Source organism: Corynebacterium sp., assembly GCF_030532195.1.
GTDB lineage: Bacteria > Actinomycetota > Actinomycetes > Mycobacteriales > Mycobacteriaceae > Corynebacterium.
Genome location: NZ_JAUNLP010000005.1, coordinates 1 through 19107, shown reverse-complemented (window position 1 = coordinate 19107; position 19107 = coordinate 1). Strand labels below are relative to the sequence as shown.

Genomic DNA, 19107 nt, shown 5'->3' with positions numbered 1-19107 from the left:
AGGTTGGGGCGCTACTGCACGCCCAGGATGAGAATGCCGAACGTGGAGAGCATCCACATCAGGGTGAAAGGCATCAATACCCAGCACATCGCCAACCATGGGCGCCAATTGCGGAAATGCTTCCATTCCACATAGGTCTGCCAGAATCCGTAAATGCAGCCGACCAGAGAAATCACGGCCGGTACCACGGGGAAAAGAATCTCCCATGTGCGTGAGCAAATGAAGGAAGATTTACCTGCATCGCAGGTGGGACCACCGACAACGGCGCCGGCGATGCCGATAATCAGGCCAGCGAGCAGTGTGATGCCGACGACTGCTCCGGTGTAGATATAGGCTCGTCGACCGGAATACATGCTCCGCTCGAGGCTTTCGAGCAGCTCGTCCTCTTCACGTTCGGGAGAATTGTCGACCATCTGCTACTCTCGCCCTTTCTGTCACATGATTCGCTTGTTTATTGACCACTGCCTGCTATCGTAGGCCGGACTGTGCCGGAGACTAGGCCGGAGTAATCAGCATTGGCACCGGGCTGTGGCGAACAATGTGGTTGGTGGACGAGCCAATGAAGACTCGGCCAAATGGTCCAAGCGTGGAGGAGCCCAGCACCAGCAGGTCGCCCTTCTTCCACTTGATGGAATGGATTGCTTCTTCCCAGCCGTTTCCGGAGGCCACTTCCCCATCGATGGGCAAATCCGGGTAGCGGGTATGCGCGCGGTCAATACCGCGGTCTAGCAGACCCATGGCCTGCTCGCGCCACTCAATCATCAGATCCGAAGAGGGGCCAAAGCCATTTTCGGTTGGGTACATAGTGGCACCGCGCGGCGTAAAGGACACCAAGCGCAGTGGGACTTCCCAGTTATATGCCAGGTCAGCAGCCTTATTCAGTGCGTGGTGAGACTGCGGCGTGTCGATGTAGCAGACACTCACACGAGTCACACCATGCTTGGAAAGCTTGCCGCCCGGGATGGCCAACCCCAGCGGGATAGGTGAATAATGCAGCAACGCATCGGAGGTAGAGCCGGCGATAAAACGTCCACGTCCCTTGGCCGACCAGTCCTTGGTACTGCTCCGACGGGTGCCGAGAAGAACCATGTCGGCACCGAATTCTTCGGCCTCGTTACAGATGGTCGTGGACTCGCTGGAGGATTCGATGATTCGCACGGCTTCGTCGTCAAGCATCCCCTTGCGCAGACCCGCAAGCTTCAGTTCATCCTTGATGATCTTTTGCAGGGCGTCGGTCTCCTGGGCGACCCAGGAGTCATTAGTGCTCAGGCGTGCCAGTGAGGTCAGCGGCCAACCGCGAGACAGGGCGCTGACGACGCGAATTTGAACCTTCGTGGTACGGGCTAACCAGGCGGCGTAGGCCAAGGTTTCCGTACCGTATTCGCCCGGGCGCCACGCAATCATAATTCGAAGCGGGCGAGAAGCCATCGCTAATCCTCCTGTGATTAACCAGATACATCCAAGGGGTGCTTCTGGTTAATAGCCTACGTGGATAAGCGACCATATATAAAACGAGGTGAACTAGCCGTTAAACCTATGTACCCTGCCCATGGAGTTAGAAGGCGAAGAAAAGGCTAGATTCCCGCAGCGCCGTTCTTATGCTCCGGGTAGTTCTCCAGCACCTTGGTCAAGATGGATTCCAGGCCGGCGCCGAACTCCAGCTCCTCCGGGGACAAGCTGCTGAACATCTCAGCCATCTGCTGATCGCGCTCATCAGAGACGCGCTGCAGCTCATCGCGACCTTTTTCAGTCAGTTCAACGCGCACGCCACGGCGGTCCTTGCTGTCCCGCACGCGCTCAACCATGCCGGCGACCTCAAGGTGGTGCACTGCATTGGAGGCGGTGGGCATGCGGATAGCCTCAGCTTCTGCCAGCTGGCTAATGCGGCAGGGGCCGAGGGTGTTGAGCGTCATCATGATGGATAGCTGAGCGCGGCTGAGCTGAGACTCGGAAGAACGGCGGCTGTAGAGCAGTTCTGCGCGGGTCAGAAGAGGGCGTAGGCGCTTTGCTAGCGACAGTGGAGTAGTGGCATCAGGTGTGCCAATAGAGCCCGAGTTATTTGTCATAGCGACGATGTTATATGCGAACAGTGCTAGTTGCCAATACGAAATGTCTTTGACTGCCTACTTATTTTTGTACAACTGCTAATTTTTTTAGTGAAATCAATTTCGATTTAACATGGAAAATCCATTTGTGCAGGCAGATGGAGAAACCTACCAGAGTGAATCCAATTTATGGAAGTAGTCAAAACTTTCGAAGTTGTCACATCTAAAAAATTGGAAACCTGTTAGGTGCTGTCGGCAGCTGCCCTTTTGGGTGGAGCCAGCACAATCAGCCACGAGCAGTAGATTAGGGCAGCCTCATCTTACATGGGGCTTGCGTGTGCTCGAGAGATAAAAAGAACGCATAAAAAGAACGGAGCCCGCACAAAGCGGACTCCGTACCTTATAAGGCGTCAAGTTTAAGGCGGCTTTTACTCGCCAGCGATAAAGGCCTCCAGCTCAGCGCGGGCGACATCGTCCGGCAGCTGCTTCGGCGGGGACTTCATCAGGTAGGAGGAAGCGGCGTAGACCGGGCCACCAATGCCGCGATCCTTGGCAATCTTGGCGGCGCGGAGAGCGTCGATGATGATGCCGGCAGAGTTCGGGGAGTCCCAGACCTCGAGCTTGTACTCCAGGTTCAGTGGCACCTCGCCGAAGGCCTTGCCCTCGAGGCGGACGTAGGCCCACTTGCGGTCATCGAGCCAATCGACCCAGTCGGACGGGCCAATGTGGACGTTGCGGTCGTCGATCTTGCCAGCCAGCGGACCAGTGAGGTTAGAGGTCACAGCCTGAGTCTTGGAGATCTTCTTGGACTCCAGACGCTCGCGCTCGAGCATGTTCTTGAAGTCCATGTTGCCGCCGACGTTGAGCTGCAGGGTGCGCTCGAGGCGAACACCGCGGTCTTCGAACAGCTTGGCCATCACGCGGTGGGTGATGGTTGCGCCGACCTGGCTCTTGATGTCGTCGCCGACAATCGGAACGCCAGCGTCTTCGAACTTCTTGGCCCACTCCGGGTCGGAAGCGATGAAGACCGGCAGAGCGTTGACGAATGCAACGCCTGCGTCGATGGCGCACTGAGCGTAGAACTTGTCGGCCTGCTCGGAGCCGACCGGAAGGTAGGAGACCAGGACGTCAGCCTTGGAATCCTTCAGTGCCTGGACGACATCCACGGCCTCAGCCGGAGACTGGTCGATGGTCTCGCTGTAGTACTTGCCAACGCCGTCCAGGGTCGGGCCACGCTGAACCTCGACACCGAGAGTCGGAACGTCGGCAATCTTGATGGTGCAGTTCTCAGAGGAAACAATGGCCTCGGAGAGGTCCTTGCCGACCTTCTTGTCATCAACATCGAATGCAGCGACGAACTCGATGTCGTTGACGTGGTAGTCGCCGAAGACAACGTGCATGAGGCCTGGAACGGTCTCATCCGGCTTGGCATCGCGGTAGAACTGGACACCCTGCACCAGCGAGGATGCACAGTTGCCCACGCCGGCGATGGCGACGCGAATTGAACTCATTTAGTACTTCTCCTTGAAACTTAAATTAGTGCTCGGAGGTTTCTGACCTCGCAGTCGCGGTCCGTCCTAATACTGATTCGTCTCAATATCGTGGACGCGCGCGCACTAGAGGTAACGAGCGTGACGCTATACCTATATTCATCACTAACGGTGATTCAAACCCTCCGGGGGTTAGGGTTTACCGATAAAGCGGGGGTGAAATGTGCGACGTCGTACCTGCTAATCTGACCCAGTGATGAAATGGCAGGGCGAGATTGATCACTCCTTGCAGAAAAAGCAGTTGTTGGAGCAATGGCGGGCAGGGGAGATCTCCCGGAAATCTATTTGTGATGCCGATGCGCGATTGGTTGCTGCAGCGCGGTTTCATGGCAGAAAGTCCCAGTACACGTGCCCAGTATGTCGCAAAGATGACCTCCACCTCGTATTCTGGATATTCGGAGAAAACTTGGGCCGTCGTTCCGGCTCTGCTTGTAGTGAAAAAGAATTATCAGCAATAGTTAGTGAATACGGTTCGTGCACCGTCAAAGAAGTTGAGGTGTGCCCGGACTGCAAGTGGAGTTTCCTGACCCGGACACTTCAGGCAGCTCGAGATCAGTCAGAAAACTAGGGAGAGCGCCCGTGAGCAACGATCGACCGGACACACCCGACGGTCCCAACGGCCCTCACGAGGGCAATGGGTCCAGCTCAGGTGAGTGGTGGGATCAGCCAGACGCTGATTCCTTTAATACGTACGCAGGCTCCGACGGCAATTCGCTTGACGACGAGTCCAGCGACAACACCGATTTGGGTTCAGACGGTGACACCAATGACGATGTGGCCGCCGAGCCAGAAATGACGTCGGCAAGCGAATCGGAGTCGACGGCGGGGCAGAGCGCCCCGGAAGACCATGAAGAGGAAGACTCAATGGCGCAAGAGGAACAGCCCGCCAACAACAAGCGACGCATTTTAGCGTGGCTGGGGTTGGCTGCGGTGTTGGTCATTTTGCTGCCGGTTGTGGTGTTCGGTGTCGCCTATGCGGCGACTGACGTGCCGGAGCCGGAGGAATTGGCCAATAACCAGATTGCAGTTATTTATGACCGCACTGGTGAAAAGGAACTAACCCGCATCGTGCCGGAGGGCGGCAACCGAAGCAATGTCACCATTGACAAGGTGCCCGATGCGGTGCGCAATGCGGTGCTGGCCGCAGAGGACCGAGACTTCTACTCAAATCCCGGTTTCTCGTTGACCGGTTATGGCCGTGCGGCGCTCGGCGTAATCACGGGTAACTCCAGCGCCGGTGGTGGTTCGACCATTACGCAGCAGTACGTCAAGAATGCTGTTGTGGGTAATGAGCGCACGATTACTCGTAAGGCCAAAGAGCTGGTGATGTCGGCGAAGATGGCGCGTGAGTGGACCAAGGACGAGATTCTTGAGGCCTACTTGAACACCATCTACTTCGGCCGTAATGCATACGGCATTGCAGCTGCATCTAAGGCGTACTTCAACAAGGACATCAGCGACTTGAACGTCGAGGAGGGCGCCGTGCTGGCGGCCTCGATTCAGCGTCCGTCCGCACTTGACCCGTGGACGAACCGCCCGGAGGCGGAGCACCGCTGGAACTACGTCCTCGACGGCCTGGTGGAAATGAAGGTCATCACGCCGGAAGATCGTGCGTCGATGCAGTACCCGGAGACCATCGACCCTGCGCTGGCCCCACAGCAGGTGCCGGAGCCGGGCCCGGCAGCGATGATTAAGAATCAGGTGCTCGCCGAGCTGGAGCGTAAGGGTATTTCCGAGCAGGAGGTCAACACCGGTGGTCTGAAGATCACCACAACGATTGATCCGACGGTGCAGCAGGCTGCGCTGGATGCGATGGATAATTACGTCGACCAGGAGACTGGCCTGCGTGCTGCCATTGTTTCTGTGGAGCCGAAGACCGGTGCAGTCCGTGCCTACTACGGCGGTGATGACCCGACTGGTTGGGACTACGCCAACAGTGGTCTGCAGACTGGTTCTACCTTCAAGATCTTCGCATTGGCAGCAGCTCTGGATCAGGGCATTCCGCTGAGTGCGCAGTACTCCTCGGCGCCAGTGCAGTCCGGTAACGCCACGCTGTACAACTCCGACGGCGCTGGCGGTGGCGTCGTGCCACTGTACGAAGCTCTGAAGCAGTCGCTGAACACGCCGTTTATTCGCCTCCAGCGTGATTTGAAGAATGGTCCGGATGACACGGCCAAGATGGCACATCGCCTTGGTGTGGCGGAGTCCATCCCTGGTGTGGAAAAGACTCTGATGGATGACAACGGCCACTCGCAGGACGGCATCACGCTCGGTCAGTACCTGACTCGTCCGCTGGATATGGCTGTCGGTCTGGGCACGCTGACCAACGACGGCGTTTACCAAGAGACTCACTTCGTGGAGAAGGTTGAAAACTCCAAGGGCGAAGTTATTTACGAGGCCAACAAGGGTAGCGGCGACCGCCGTGTTTCCAAGGCTGTTGCCACGAACGTCATCTCCGCTATGCAGCCAATTGCCGGATACAGCAACAAGCCGCTGAGCGGCGGGCGTGCGTCGGCTGCCAAGACCGGTACCACGCAGTTGGGCGATTCTGGGCTGAATAAGGATGCCTGGATGATTGGTTCGACTCCGCAGCTGTCCACGGCTGTGTGGGTCGGAAATGTCGACGGTTCGGCTCTCTACAACAGCTCGGGCGGCATCATGTACGGTTCTCAGACTCCGGGTGACCTGTGGAAGTACACCATGGACAACGCGCTGGCCAATAAGGACTTCGAGAGCTTCTCGCAGCCGGAGTCGGTCGGTGGTGTCGCCGGTGCGCCTCAGTACACGGCACCGCAGCAGACCTACGAGTCGCCGCAGTACCAGGAGGAAACGACTGAGGAGCAGACTCAGGAGGAGACCACTGAGGCACCTGCACCGGAAATTGAGATTCCGATTCCGGGTGGCGACGGTGGCGCAGGCGGTGCCGGTGGTGGGCTCGCCGACCTGCTGCCAATTCCAGGATTTGGTGGCGCAGGCGGCGGTGGTGATGCCGGAGGCGGTGCCGATACTGGCGGCGGCGAAGCCCCGGCCGGAGGTGACCAGTAAGTGGACTCCTGGGTCATCTTCACCATCGCAAGCGTCGCACTTGGCTTTGTGATGTTTGGTACGGCCTACATGGGTTTCATGAAGAAGTGGAAGCCGGCCGTCATTTGGGTACTTGGCCTGGCGGCGCTCCTGTTCGCAACAGTGATTCCGGTCATCATTGCACTGGGGTACGCATCCTCAACTTCGATGTAGACAACGCGCAGTTTAAATTCAGGCGCCCGCGGTAGTTACCGTGGGCGTCTTTTTTGCTCCTTCCACGACATTTCCGCTTGCCGACGGAAGTACCGCGATTAGGACATATGTCTCTTCCTGGGGTAGCCTGGCAGGGTTGCTTGACGCAACGACCCTCCTGCTATGCAGTGGCTGGCATGAAAGATAGTGCCCGCAACCCACGCTGTGTAGCCGAAATACAAGAACTAGACCATAGGAGGTGATGAGGTCCGTGCGTCACTACGAAGTAATGATCATTATCGATCCGTCACAGGATGAACGCACCGTAGGCCCGTCCCTGGAGAAGTACCTCGACGTTGTCCGCAAGGAAAACGGCAAGGTGGAGAAGGTGGACATCTGGGGTAAGCGCCACCTCGCCTACCCGATCAACAAGAAGGAAGATGGCATCTACGTTGTCATCGACCTGACCTGCGAGTCCGCAACCGTGCTGGAACTCGACCGTCGTCTGAATCTGAACGACAGCATCCTGCGCACCAAGGTGCTGCGGGCTGATCGTTAATCTGCGTTGTTAATCGCGCGATAGCGGTGACTGGTTTCGGTCACGCTGTCTGTGCGGAAGCCGTAGGATAGCGGGCAAAGCCCCACCATCAGCTCGACAGAATTCAACCGAGGAGAATCAAGCATGGCTCAGGGAGACGTACAAATCACAGTCGTCGGCAACCTCGTTGCCGATCCGGAACTGAAGTACACCCAAAATGGCACCGCCGTGGCGAATTTCCGCGTCGCGTCGACTCCACGGGTGTACCGAGATGGCCAGTGGGTTGACGGCGAGGGGCTATTCCTCAGCTGCAGCCTGTGGCGTGAGGCGGCTGAGAATGCCGTTGAGAGTCTTTCCAAGGGCATGCGAGTCATCGTCCAGGGTCGTCTGCGCCAGCGCAGCTATGAGACCAGCCAGGGCGAGCGACGCACTGTCTTCGAGGTTGAGGTCGATGAGGTGGGTCCGTCCCTGAAGTTCGCTCGGGCCCAGGTCACTCGTAATCCGCGTGGCGGTGGAAACTATGGCGGCGGAAATCGCGGCCAGGGTGGAAACGCCGGTGGCGGTTTCGGCGGTGGCTTTGGTGGCAACCAGGGTGGCCAGGGTGGCCAGTCCAATCGCGGTTTCGGTGGCGGAGCTCCTGCGGAAGATCCGTGGAACTCGGCACCTCCGGCAGGCGGTGGTTTCGGTGGCGATGAGCCTCCGTTCTAGCGCCAGTACAGGCACGCTAGCGCGTTAATTCGCAGCAGATTTAGCACCCACAATTCTCATTCTTTTTAAAGACATATCCAGCGAAAGGCAGGGATCATGAAGCTGATCCTCACCGCCGACGTTGACAAGCTCGGTGTCGCAGGCGACATCGTTGAGGTCAAGGCCGGCTACGGACGTAACTACCTGCTTCCACGTGGACTGGCAATCGTTGCCACCCGCGGCGCAGAAAAGCAGATTGAGGGCATTCGTCGTGCCCAGGAGGCTCGCGCTATCCGCGACCTCGACCATGCACGTGAAGTCAAGCAGAAGATTGATTCGCTCGACAACGTCTCCGTTGCTGTGAAGGCATCGGATACTGGCAAGCTGTTCGGCTCCGTCACCAAGGGTGACATCGCCGATGCAGTTCGCAAGGCTTCCGGTCAGGCTATCGACAAGCGCGCAGTCGTGCTTGCTCCGAGCCAGATCAAGTCCCTTGGTAAGCACACCGTTGACATCGCGCTGCACCCGCAGATCACCGCGCATGTTTCCGTACAGGTCGTCGCCGCTTAATTCAGCGGTTTAGAGTTTTTACTTTGACGGCGGCTTGAGAGCCACGACGCGGTCGTGTGCCCTTAAGCCCAATGACAACAGCACACGTTAAGCTTCGGTCTTTCACGTTTGAAAGGTCGGAGCTTTTCGTGGTTTTAGGGTCTTTGTGCAGGTGCTGTTGATACCCTGTGGATTCTATCCACAGCTTTACGACGATTCCTGTGGATAACCCTGTGGGTAAAGTTGGTCCTCATAGTGGATAACTTTTCCACGGAGTGAAAGCCTTTCATTAAATTAGCGTTAATTATTCTCCCTTAGCGCTCTACATCGAATAGTGACGGCAGTAACTCCGGGTGTGGTCAAAAGCTTTTAAAAAGGTTCGTGACCTGCATTAATAGACTTGACAACCGGTCTGGCCTGCGGTTTTAAGGAAACGCTGAAGTGGTGATTTAGGGTTACCCTGGGTTCACCTGGGCTTTTCTCGGTTGTTCACAAGTTCTCCCCAGGGTTATCCACAGAGCCTGTGGATAACTTCGGGGATAAATGCTCTCGCAGATTGTTTTACCCAGGCCAAAGGGGTACTTTTACAAGTCCGTCAATCCGCCCGAGCGGGTATAACTGCGATGGGATCGAGAAGGCACACAGCCAAGGCTAGAACGGCCAGAAGGGCCAGAAGGGGAGGCGTAGCTCAACATGAGTCAGCCAGTTGGTGACGGAGCGAATTCGAGCGCTGGGAATGAAGGCTCCTCGGTCGCCGAGGGCTCTTTTGATGATTCTTTTGATGACGTTCCGCTGCCGGAGGAACCACCGGTAGAGGAAGCACCGCCGGAAGAATACGTGCCTTCGCCCCGTTCTGGTGGGAATTCCGGCTCGTTTTCCCGCGACTTCCGTGAGCGAGATCGTGGGCGCGGGGTGCGGGCCTCCGCCGCAGTGGGCGCTAACTTCGAGCGCACGCCGCCGCACAATATCGAAGCGGAGCAGAGTGTGCTTGGCGCGATGCTGCTGAACTCCGAGGTAGTGGCGGATGTTTATGAGCAGCTTTCGCCGGAGGATTTCTACCGTCCTGCGCACCAGACCATTTACTCGGCAATTCTGCATCTCTATGGTGAGTCCTCTGAGATTGACCCGATTTTGTTGGCCGGACGTCTGGATCGCACTGGTGACTTGGAGCGCATCGGCGGCCCGCTCTATCTCCACACGCTCGCATCTTTGGTGCCCACTGCAGCGAATGCTCAGTTCTATGCGCGAATCGTGGCAGAAAAGGCCACTATTCGTCGATTGGTGGAAGCCGGCACGAAGATTGCTCAGATTGGTTATGCGGGCGCGGAGGACACCGAGCCGGAGCAGCTGGTGGATGAAGCACAGCAGATTATCTTCGGCGTTGGTCGCGAAAACACGAAGAATGACTATGTGCCCATTGCGGATATTCTCGATGACACGCTCGAGGAACTGGACCTCATTACCCAAAATGGTGGTCTGGCTCAGGGCGTGCCCACGGGTATTACCAACTTGGACAAGCTGACTAACGGTCTCCACCCAGGTCAGATGATTATTATTGCGGCTCGCCCCGGTGTGGGTAAGTCGACGTTGGCCATGGACTTCATGCGCTCAGCATCGATTCGCAACGGTCTGACTAGTGCCATTTTTTCGTTGGAAATGTCGCGTAATGAAATCATGATGCGCATCATGTCCGCGGAGGCAAAAATCAATATGGCCAGCCTGCGTTCTGGTGACTTGGATGAGCGGGACTGGACCAAGTTGGTTGAAGTCGGTGACAAGATTCGTGATGCACCGCTTTTCATTGATGACTCTCCAAACCTGACCATGATGGAGATTCGTGCGAAGGCTCGTCAGCTCAAGCAGAAGCATGACCTGAAGCTGATTGTGGTCGACTACCTGCAGCTGATGAGCTCGGGTAAGAAGGTCGAGTCCAGGCAGCAAGAGGTCTCCGAGTTCTCCCGTCAGCTGAAACTGTTGGCAAAGGAACTGGAAGTGCCACTGATTGCTATTTCGCAGTTGAACCGTGGTCCGGAGGCCCGTACGGATAAGAAGCCTCAGGTCTCCGACCTGCGTGAGTCCGGCTCGCTGGAGCAGGACGCCGATATTGTTATGCTGATTTACCGTCCAGACTCGCAAGAGGCTGATCACGAACGTGCAGGTGAGGCAGACATTATCGTCGCAAAGCACCGTGGTGGACCCACCGGATCTATCGCCGTTGCGCACCAGCTGCACTACTCGCGCTTCGCCAACCTCGCGGAGGAGCCGTAGATCGCGGCGAGTGCCTGTGCGCGGCCCCTGTGAGGTGCCATTCGTAGTTACCCGAAATTAACTTGGTCCGGGTTGCTGGGTAAGGTGGTGTCGGTCAATGTGTGTGGTCCGCAGGTAGAGCGGGCAGGGAATAATAGGGAGTCACCGGGGAAGCGGGGAGCCAGATGTCAACAACTACCGCGCCCGTGGCGCCAAAGAGAAGCAAGCGCGCGCCGAAACAGCGCGTCGGCTGGGTGGATGCCGCCAAGGGCCTGTGTATTCTGCTGGTCGTGTTGGGTCATGCCATCACCGAGCTGCAGGCGCACGGTTATTACACGGCGTGGTGGGCATCGTTTAACTTCTTCCTCGGTCCCATCCGTATGCCGCTGTTCTTCTTGTTGTCGGGACTTTTTGCCGGCAAGGCGTTGAAGGAGTCATGGCATAAGCTGGCCAACCGTCGCATTTGGGTGATGGTGTACCTGTACGTCATTTGGGTTCCACTGCGTGACCTGGTGCTTTTCCTCATGCCGTATACGCATGTGGACGCCGATGGGATTGTCTACCCACCGCCGATTGTAGAGACCAGTCAATGGGGTGCGCGCGTCTACAACACCTTCCATGCTCTCATTGAGCCGACCTCGTACCTGTGGTTCTTGTGGGCGCTGGCGCTGTTCGCGATTCTTACCCGTGCTTTTCGCCGGGTCCATCCGGTGATTCAGCTGATTGTCGCCGGTCTGATCAGTGTCTGGGCCCCGTTTGAGGCGGTGAGTTGGTCGTGGGATTTCGTGTCTAAGATGCTGTTTTTCTACGTGCTGGGCATGTATGGCGCGCCGTGGATTTTCAAGATGGCGCAACGCCGCAATGGCATCTCGCTGGTGATTTCCCTGGTGGCCTTCCTCTCGGTGGCAATTTGGGTGCAGGTCACTTACTCCAGTTTCAATGAGGGCAACGTCGGCTTTACCCGTGTCTACCTGTCCACCACTGGAGCGCTGGCGGCCGTCAACGTCATGTCGATGCTGCAAAACACTCGCCTGGTAGTGCCGTTTGAAAAGGTGGGTGGTCGCACGTTGCCCATCTTCCTCATGCACATCCCCATGCTGGTGTTGGTCATGATTGTCTTTGACCTCATCCTGCCGGCAGATCCGCAACTGGTCATTATGACTCCATTGGTCACCATCATCGCGGCCATGCTCTGCCTGGGACTGCATCGCCTGCTGCTGAAGATTGGTGCTGGGTGGCTCTTTGTCCGTCCGGCATGGGTTGTCCGTCTCACTACGCCGGGACAGCGTGTTTTCCAACGCCCTCAGGTTGAACCTGCTGCGTAGGTCGTGCGGGCGAGACGGTAGCGTGGAGGATAGAGACCAGCTGCTGCATGATAGTTAGTTGGTGTGCATATGTGGTCAAAAGTAGGCCATAGAGAAAATCCACGAGGAAATGAGAGTGCTATGCGTCTTGCAACGTTGCGATACCAGGGTGGCACCCGCGCCGCAGTGCTCGGCGACGGCGTTGCAGTCCTTTTTGCTGACCACTGTCTCGGAGATGTGTTAGCGCGGCCAACGTGGCGTCGTGAAGCAGAAGAGCTCTTGGCGGGTGCGGCGGACAATCCCGACAACGTCGTGGCGGAGACCGCGTGGGCGTTCGCACCGCTGATTACGCGCCCGGGCAAGATTATCTGCGTCGGTCTGAACTACGCCGCGCATATTGATGAGATGGGGCATGCGCGCCCTGAGGTGCCGACGTTGTTCGCGAAGTTCGCCGATGCGGTCGCGGGTGCCAGAGATGACATTCGCGTGCCTGTGGCCTGCGCGCAGAAGCTGGACTATGAGGGCGAGCTGGCGGTGATTGTGGGCGAGACCTGCCTCGAGGTTGATGAGGAGCAGGCCAGCCGTGCGATTGCCGGCTATGCCATCATGAATGACTTCACTCAGCGTGATCTGCAGTACGCCACCGAACAGTGGTTGCAGGGCAAGACGCTGCAACGCGCCAGCGCGTTTGGTCCGTGGATGTTGACTGCCGATGCCTTCGATGCCGACTCTGCGCGGGTGAAGACTCTCATCGACGGTGAGCTGCGTCAGGACGCCCCGATTGCGGACCTGGTCTTCTCGCCAGCCAAGCTGGTGTCCTATATTTCGCAGTTTGTGCAGCTCAACCCGGGTGATGTGATCTCCACCGGCACGCCGGCAGGCGTTGGTCACGGCATGAATCCGCCGACCTATCTGCACGATGGCCAGGAGATGGTCGTCACCATTGATGGGCTGGGCAAGCAGTGCAACGTTGTGCGTATCAATCGCTAGTTAGTGTGGTTGGGCGCCGCTTGACGACGGTCGCGCCGGGCCCCATGGAATGAATTAGATCCCGTGTGCGTTGTGGTGGACTAACAGGGGAAAACCCAACGTAGAGTTATTTAAACGATCTTTTTAAGGAGTAAGTCCCATGGCAACCGTTGATATTACGAACCAGACTTTCGCAGAGACCATCCAGAACAATGACATTGTCTTGGTTGATGCCTGGGCATCCTGGTGCGGTCCGTGCCGCCAGTTCGCTCCGATTTTTGAGAAGGCGTCGGAGAAGCACCCAGAGGTAGTGTTCGCCAAGCTGGACACGGACGCTAACCAGGAAGTTTCTGCGGCCCTTGGCATTCAGTCGATTCCGACGCTGTTCGTCTTCCGCGAGGGAATCCTGTTGTTCCAGCACTCCGGTGTTCTCCCGGAGGCGGCTCTGACCGATCTCATCGGCCAGGCTTCTGCCCTGAATATGGATGACGTTCGCGCACAGATTGCAGAGCAGGCAAAGCAGGACACCGCCTCCGAAGAGGCCTAGCTAGAGCGCTGGGCGCGCAGAATCCAGCCGAGCCCGAAGCCCAACACTGCCGTTAGCAGTGCCCACAGGGCCGGATTGGCTTTTTCTGGCTCATCATCATTGGCCAGCGGTTCACTGGTGTAGACGTGCTTCGGTTCCTTGGGCAGAACCTGTCCCTCGGGGAACACTCGACTAACGGCCTCGGTGAGGTCGTTAGCGGTGACATTCTTTCCCAACACGGCAATGGCAAAACGGTCATTGTCGCCCAAAAAACCGGCAGTGGTGTGCATGTCCTCGTACCAGCCGGACTTATTGGCAATTGTCTCCTTCGGCAGTGCAGCTCGCAGACCGAAGTTCTGGTCGGCATTGCCGTAGGAGTAGCGCGGCAGCGAGTACAGCAGCTGTCGCAGGTAATGCGTCTCAGTGTGGCTGAGGCCGCCCTTTTCACTGAGCATGCGGTCGAAGTAGGCCACCATATCGGCCGGCGTGCTGGTAGTTGCACCCCACATGGCGTTGCCGACTGTCTTGGCCGACAGGCCGTAGCGCTCACGGACATTATCGACAATGCGGGTACCGCCGTAGTTGTCCCAGAGCTCGTCTGTGGCCTCATTGTCGGAGTAGCGAATCATGTCGTCGCGGGTCATGGCATCGGCGTTGCCTTCGACGGGCATGTCACCTGTGCCTGAGGTGATATTGCCCTTTTCGGGGCGCTCATAGTTGCTATAGGCCACGACATCGGCGACGAACACCTTCATCAGGCTGGCGAGGCGGAATGCCTCATCGCAGTGGGAGTTACAAATAAACTCGCCGGTCTGGCGGTCGAGGATACCCATCCCGAGCGTGCTGCCCTCGGCATCGAATTGCTCAGTCACTTCGTCGAGACGCGACTGCACGCCCTCGCCCCACCTCGATTTCGCGCCGGGCACGAGCGGCGGGAAGTGCTTGGGCTTAGCGGCAGGCTTGTCAGTCGGCTCTGACTTCTTGGTCGACGATTCCTTTTCAGAGGTCTTGGATTTGCTCTCCGAGGTCGTGCTTTCCGACGATGACTTGCGCTCCGAGGGCGAAGTGGAAGTTGAACTCGAGGAAGGCGCAGCAATAACTACATCCGTAGCCTGCTCCCTGTTCGTGTCATTCGGGGACGAAGCCGTGGCGTTGGCCAGCGGCGCAGTGGCAGTCAGAGTGACGACTGCAGCGAGACTCGCAGCGAGTCCGCGACGCGCAAATGATGGGCAGTGAACCATGAATAGAGAGTTTACAACTGTCTGTGGCAGGCGCTTGTTATCCATCTGTTGTCAGACTGCTCGTAATTGGCAGTTGTAGTTTTACCGAGAGAGAGTGCGCTGGCTCACGTACAATTTTCGAATAAGTCAAAAACTTTTAGTTAACCTCGACCACGTATCCGAGAACACGCACTGAGAATTTGAGGAAGGTTGGATCTTCATGGCTAACCCATTTGCCAAGGGCTGGAAGTACATGATGTCTTCGTTCGATAAGAAAATCGAGGACAACGCGGATCCCAAGATCCAGATTGCGCAGGCCGCAGAGGCCGAGCGCAAGCGCCACCAGGAGATTCAACGACAGGCAGCGGCTGTGATCGGTAACCGCAATCAGCTGGAGATGCAGCTGGGTCGTCTCAATGCGGAGCGGGACAAGATTCAAGACAATACTCGTCAGGCACTGGCGCGTGCTGATGAAGCTCGTGCGGCTGGTGATGAGGCAACTGCGCAGAAGATGGAAAGTACTGCTGAGGTCTTTGCCACGCAGCTGGTGAATGTGGAGCGGGAACTGGAAAATACCACGCAGCTGCATCAGCAGGCAGTTGCGGCTGCTCAGGAGGCGCAGCGGCAAGCGGAGCAGTCCCAGGCTCGGTACGAGGGCATTAAGGACGAGATTCGCAAGCTGGAAGCACAGGCGGATCAGGCGAAGATGCAGGAAACCGCATCGAAGACGCTGCAGGGCATGCAGGGTATTACCGACGATCCGAATGTGCCGACGCTGGATTCGGTTCGTGAGAAGATTGAGGGCCGCTACGCCAACGCCCTGGGCGCACAGGAGCTGGCCGAGTCCACGAGCACCAACCGCATGGCTGAGATTGAAACTTCGACTCGTGACGCGCAGGCCGGTATGCGTCTGGCCGAGATTCGCGCGCAGATGAACAAGGATAACGGCAACACAGCGCTGGAGTCCGGTGATGCACCGACCAAGTCCGTCAGTGAGCTGGAAGCTGCCAAGGAGGAGGCCGAAGCGCAGGTCGAGACAGACCAGGCTGATAAGCCAGAAGATTCCAAGTAGAGGCTCGAGTAGAGTTCACGCAAAAAAGTGGCGGTGGTTAGGCAAACTCCTAACCACCGCCACTTTTATGTCAAGCAGTGTTTATCGCTGTCGGGCATTATTCGCCCTGATTGTTCTTCCGTGCCAGCAGCACTCCGCGGATACCCGCATGGAACCCGTCGCGCAGGTTGACACGCTGCGTCTCAGTCAGGGTGTATTCATGCAGAGTCTCACACGCAAACTGCAGCAGCGGGCGATCAATCTCCGGCGGTAATCCGCCGCCCGAGAGCAGATGCGCGGTATCGCGTGCCTGCTCCGTGGCGATGTTCTCGTACCACCAGTTGGCGTACTGCTGTCCCACATCAAACGGCGTCTGGAATCCCGCAGATGCCCACACCTCGTTCGGCAGCGGCACATAGCGGCTCCGCAGCTTACGGCGCGGCGCCATCATCGACGGGTTCGGACGCGGGCTCGGCTTGGGCGCCTCTGTCTCAGCAGGCTTAGCGTCAGCACCGCTTGACGACGGCTCCGTCTTCACCGAATCACTGCCAGCTGCAGCATCCGCCTTCGCCTCAGTAGGCGCAGCTGTTTCACTTGCAGCTCCGCTGACCTCAGTCGCGCCGGGCATGGCCGCTGGAGTAGCCGGGGCAGCCGGGGTAGCCGAGGTGGCAGACGAACCAGATGAACCAGTGCGCTCAACTTCTGCCTTGCGCTCAGCTTCCGCCGGAACCTCCCGCTTACCCATCTTCGCGGCATGCTCAACTTCGTTGAACTTCGGCGAATCCGCCTTGGCAGTGGGTGTCGCTGCAGCTCCGTCGAACTCGATGCACTCCGAGTCGCTCTCGGTTGTGGGCGATGGTACGACGCGCTTTTCCTGTTGAATCTCCGAGGCTCCGGTCTCCGAAGTCTCAGGGTCACCGTCACCAGAAGAAGGGGTGGCGCTGTGACCGTCGTCAAGCGATTCCTCGCCTGGCGGGGTGATGCGCGTATCCGGGATACGGGTGGCGCCAAGATCCTCGATTGGTTCGGCATCGCCGAGTGGCTTGTTCGTGCGGACGACAGGTGGAATCGGGCCCTCGAGGACGTTGAGCTGCATGGCGTCAGCGAAGTCCTCGCGGGGGTCGAGAATGGTCGTCGAATCACAGGCATGGCGAAGCGCACCCGACATGGAATCCCAGCCAAAGCCGTAGAGGTGCACGCGCACGCCTGCGGATGATGCCTCGGTCACGCCCGGTAGCATGTCGGCATCGCCAGAGACCAGCACGATATCGGAGACCTGATTGCGCAGGCCCGCGACGACCATGTCTGCAACCAGGCGCGTATCGACGGCCTTCTGTGTGCGACGATCGCCCCATTCAATGAGCTGACCTGCACGCAGCTGAACACCATCGATAGTGCGCAGCGAGCGCTGATAACGGTGCGGCCCCGACTCCGGGATGCCGTCGTACCAAAGTTGCCGCTGAACTGGCTGGTTCAGCTGCTGGGTAATCATTCGGTCAAGGACACTAACTACTTCTCTAAGGTCAATTTCTAATTGCCCGCGGGCTCCGGTTTCCCACGAGTTGTAAAAGCTCGCCAATAAATATGACGTGTCGACGAACACCAATGTGCGTTCAAGCATGGCTCCTAATTCCTGATTCTTTATTAACTAAATAGGCAATCCGGTTACATCGACAAGGATGCCCGAATAATTCATTCTATGCCCTAAACATGTGTGACTACAGGGACTATCCTTAATAACCTGCAATAGTTTGATTTGTTTTCGCAGATGAACCCGCCTCGCAGGAGAAAGGAAAAATCGAGCAGAAAATGAAACGCTGGTTCGGTCTTTTGGTTCTCGTGACGGTCATGGGGCAGGCGGTGTTCAACGGTGGGCGTGTGCTGTTGTCCTGGCGAGTCCTCGACTTCGGTGGTTCCGCAGCCACCGTCGGTTGGTTTACCGCGGCGTTTTCCCTTGTTCCTCTGCTTATCGCTCTTCCCGCCGGCAAGCTTGTCGACTCCCGCCGAGCCACCGAAGTCATGTACGCCGGCCTCATCGCAACTGTCATCGCCGCAGTTGTCATGGCACTTTCGGCGAATCTGCCCGTGTTGCTGCTCGGCTACGTCACGCTTGGGTTCGCGCATCTGACCACGCTCATCGCCGCGCAGGGGATGGTTTCTCATCTCCGAGGTGGCGTCGCGGGGCTGGACAGTCTGTTTGCCTACTTCACACTGGGCATCTCCATCGGCCAATTCCTCGGTATCGTCGGTGCTGGTCTGCTGACTCCGAATCACGACGGCGCCAGCGCCGGCACTACCACGACCGGCGCGCTATGGGCGATGGCGATTATCGGTGCGGTCGCGCTCGTCATCGGCTGGCCGGTCGCCACTGCTTATCGACGGCTCGAAGCGGCCGCAGCTGGGGAAGTGTATGCGGCAGCCTCGGGTTCTGCTGGTGGACAATCCTCAGGTGCAGATGAAAGTCCTTCCCGGGAGCGGACTGAACATCCGGCTGAAAAGATCTCGCCCTCGCTTTTCGACATTCTTCGCTATGAAGGCATGTCCAGTGCCATGACAGTGTCGATAGCCGTGATTGTGGCAATCGATTTGCTGACCGCCTATGTACCGGTGCTGGGTCGAGAACTCGGATTCAGCGTGGCCGAGGTAACTGCAATCTTGGGTGCTCGAAGTGGCCTGGCGATTGTCTCTCGAGCAGTTATGCCGACAGTCCTGCGTCGTGCCAATCGCGACCGTGTCCTCATCGTTGCGGTGTGTGCTGGTGTTGTGCCGATGCTCGCCATGCCGTGGCTGACTTCTAGCTGGATGATGGTTATTGCAGTTGGTATCTGTGGTTTGGCATGGGGATTTGTCATGCCGATGTCCATGACCTGGGTCAGCTCGCTAGTAAGTGCAGATGTTCGAGCACAGGCTCTATCTATTCGTTTGATGGGCAACCGCCTAGCCCAAGTCGTGCTTCCGCCAGTTGCTGGTCTTGGAGCGGCAGCACTTGGTGCAGGAAGCGTGTTCCTTGGCGCTGGTGCATTGCTGGGTGTGGCCTCCGCCGCCGTGTGGAAGCGCCTTGGAGCAGGGGCTAAGTCGACTCTTTAACCAATGCTTTAACAAACCCTTAACTCCAACTAACACTGTTTTTGTGCATTGACCTGGGGATTAGCTTTGTTGTGGGGTTGTGTGTAATGTATTCGGAGGTCAGCGCGGCTGGCTGGTT

18 protein-coding genes are annotated in these 19107 nt (G+C 57.6%); 12 read left to right on the top strand and 6 right to left on the bottom strand.

The window, feature by feature from the left end; all coding sequences use genetic code 11:
- Positions 1 to 11: 11 nt before the first annotated feature.
- From Q4E11_RS06530 to Q4E11_RS06515, 4 genes are all read right to left on the bottom strand, one after another.
- Complete coding sequence (locus Q4E11_RS06530) at positions 12 to 413, bottom strand: hypothetical protein (RefSeq protein ID WP_303164609.1); 402 nt, start codon at positions 411 to 413, stop codon at positions 12 to 14.
- Positions 414 to 495: 82 nt separating this feature from the next.
- On the bottom strand, positions 496 to 1428 hold the full coding sequence (locus Q4E11_RS06525; RefSeq protein WP_303164607.1) for a universal stress protein: 933 nt from the start codon (positions 1426 to 1428) through the stop codon (positions 496 to 498).
- Positions 1429 to 1574: 146 nt separating this feature from the next.
- Positions 1575 to 2066 carry a MarR family winged helix-turn-helix transcriptional regulator gene (locus Q4E11_RS06520; protein WP_303164605.1) on the bottom strand — a complete coding sequence of 164 codons (492 nt, stop codon included), beginning with the start codon at positions 2064 to 2066 and terminating at the stop codon, positions 1575 to 1577.
- A 407-nt stretch (positions 2067 to 2473) separates the two neighbouring features.
- Complete coding sequence (locus Q4E11_RS06515; RefSeq protein WP_303164603.1) at positions 2474 to 3556, bottom strand: inositol-3-phosphate synthase; 1083 nt, start codon at positions 3554 to 3556, stop codon at positions 2474 to 2476.
- Positions 3557 to 3791: 235 nt separating this feature from the next.
- Between Q4E11_RS06515 and Q4E11_RS10630 the strand changes: the two genes are divergently transcribed.
- The 10 genes from Q4E11_RS10630 to trxA all read left to right on the top strand — a co-directional run bounded on the left by Q4E11_RS10630 (position 3792) and on the right by trxA (position 13652).
- Positions 3792 to 4163, top strand: coding sequence for a DUF5318 family protein (locus Q4E11_RS10630; RefSeq protein ID WP_368410411.1), 372 nt, complete (start codon positions 3792 to 3794; stop codon positions 4161 to 4163).
- An 11-nt stretch (positions 4164 to 4174) separates the two neighbouring features.
- On the top strand, positions 4175 to 6640 hold the full coding sequence (locus Q4E11_RS06510) for a transglycosylase domain-containing protein (RefSeq protein WP_303164601.1): 2466 nt from the start codon (positions 4175 to 4177) through the stop codon (positions 6638 to 6640).
- On the top strand, positions 6641 to 6832 hold the full coding sequence (locus Q4E11_RS06505; protein ID WP_303164600.1) for a hypothetical protein: 192 nt from the start codon (positions 6641 to 6643) through the stop codon (positions 6830 to 6832).
- 250 nt (positions 6833 to 7082) lie between these two features.
- Entirely contained in the window at positions 7083 to 7370 is a 288-nt protein-coding gene (rpsF, locus tag Q4E11_RS06500; protein ID WP_303164598.1) for a 30S ribosomal protein S6, read from the top strand.
- A gap of 123 nt (positions 7371 to 7493) precedes the next feature.
- A complete protein-coding gene (locus tag Q4E11_RS06495; protein ID WP_303164596.1) occupies positions 7494 to 8057 on the top strand; it encodes a single-stranded DNA-binding protein in 564 nt (187 codons plus the stop codon).
- A 96-nt stretch (positions 8058 to 8153) separates the two neighbouring features.
- Positions 8154 to 8606, top strand: coding sequence for a 50S ribosomal protein L9 (gene rplI / locus Q4E11_RS06490; protein WP_303164595.1), 453 nt, complete (start codon positions 8154 to 8156; stop codon positions 8604 to 8606).
- Positions 8607 to 9278: 672 nt separating this feature from the next.
- On the top strand, positions 9279 to 10853 hold the full coding sequence (gene dnaB / locus Q4E11_RS06485; RefSeq protein ID WP_303164594.1) for a replicative DNA helicase: 1575 nt from the start codon (positions 9279 to 9281) through the stop codon (positions 10851 to 10853).
- 164 nt (positions 10854 to 11017) lie between these two features.
- Positions 11018 to 12157 (top strand): acyltransferase family protein, encoded by a 1140-nt coding sequence (locus tag Q4E11_RS06480; RefSeq protein ID WP_303164592.1) that lies wholly within the window; start codon positions 11018 to 11020, stop codon positions 12155 to 12157.
- A gap of 120 nt (positions 12158 to 12277) precedes the next feature.
- Positions 12278 to 13126: a fumarylacetoacetate hydrolase family protein gene (locus tag Q4E11_RS06475; RefSeq protein ID WP_303164590.1), complete on the top strand. Its 849-nt coding sequence runs from the start codon at positions 12278 to 12280 to the stop codon at positions 13124 to 13126.
- 139 nt (positions 13127 to 13265) lie between these two features.
- Positions 13266 to 13652, top strand: a complete 387-nt coding sequence (gene trxA / locus Q4E11_RS06470) for a thioredoxin (protein WP_303164588.1) — start codon at positions 13266 to 13268, stop codon at positions 13650 to 13652.
- Here the strand turns inward: trxA and Q4E11_RS06465 are convergent.
- On the bottom strand, positions 13649 to 14917 hold the full coding sequence (locus tag Q4E11_RS06465; protein WP_303164586.1) for a serine hydrolase: 1269 nt from the start codon (positions 14915 to 14917) through the stop codon (positions 13649 to 13651). The two genes, trxA and Q4E11_RS06465, sit on opposite strands and share 4 nt — an antisense overlap.
- Before the next feature lie 154 nt (positions 14918 to 15071).
- Here Q4E11_RS06465 and Q4E11_RS06460 point away from each other — a divergent pair, with 154 nt between their 5' ends.
- Positions 15072 to 15923, top strand: coding sequence for a PspA/IM30 family protein (locus Q4E11_RS06460; RefSeq protein ID WP_303164584.1), 852 nt, complete (start codon positions 15072 to 15074; stop codon positions 15921 to 15923).
- Positions 15924 to 16020: 97 nt separating this feature from the next.
- Here Q4E11_RS06460 and Q4E11_RS06455 read toward each other — a convergent pair whose 3' ends face one another.
- Entirely contained in the window at positions 16021 to 17523 is a 1503-nt protein-coding gene (locus tag Q4E11_RS06455) for an NYN domain-containing protein (protein ID WP_303164583.1), read from the bottom strand.
- A 188-nt stretch (positions 17524 to 17711) separates the two neighbouring features.
- Here Q4E11_RS06455 and Q4E11_RS06450 point away from each other — a divergent pair, with 188 nt between their 5' ends.
- Complete coding sequence (locus Q4E11_RS06450) at positions 17712 to 18989, top strand: MFS transporter (protein ID WP_303164581.1); 1278 nt, start codon at positions 17712 to 17714, stop codon at positions 18987 to 18989.
- The last annotated feature ends 118 nt before the right edge of the window (positions 18990 to 19107 follow it).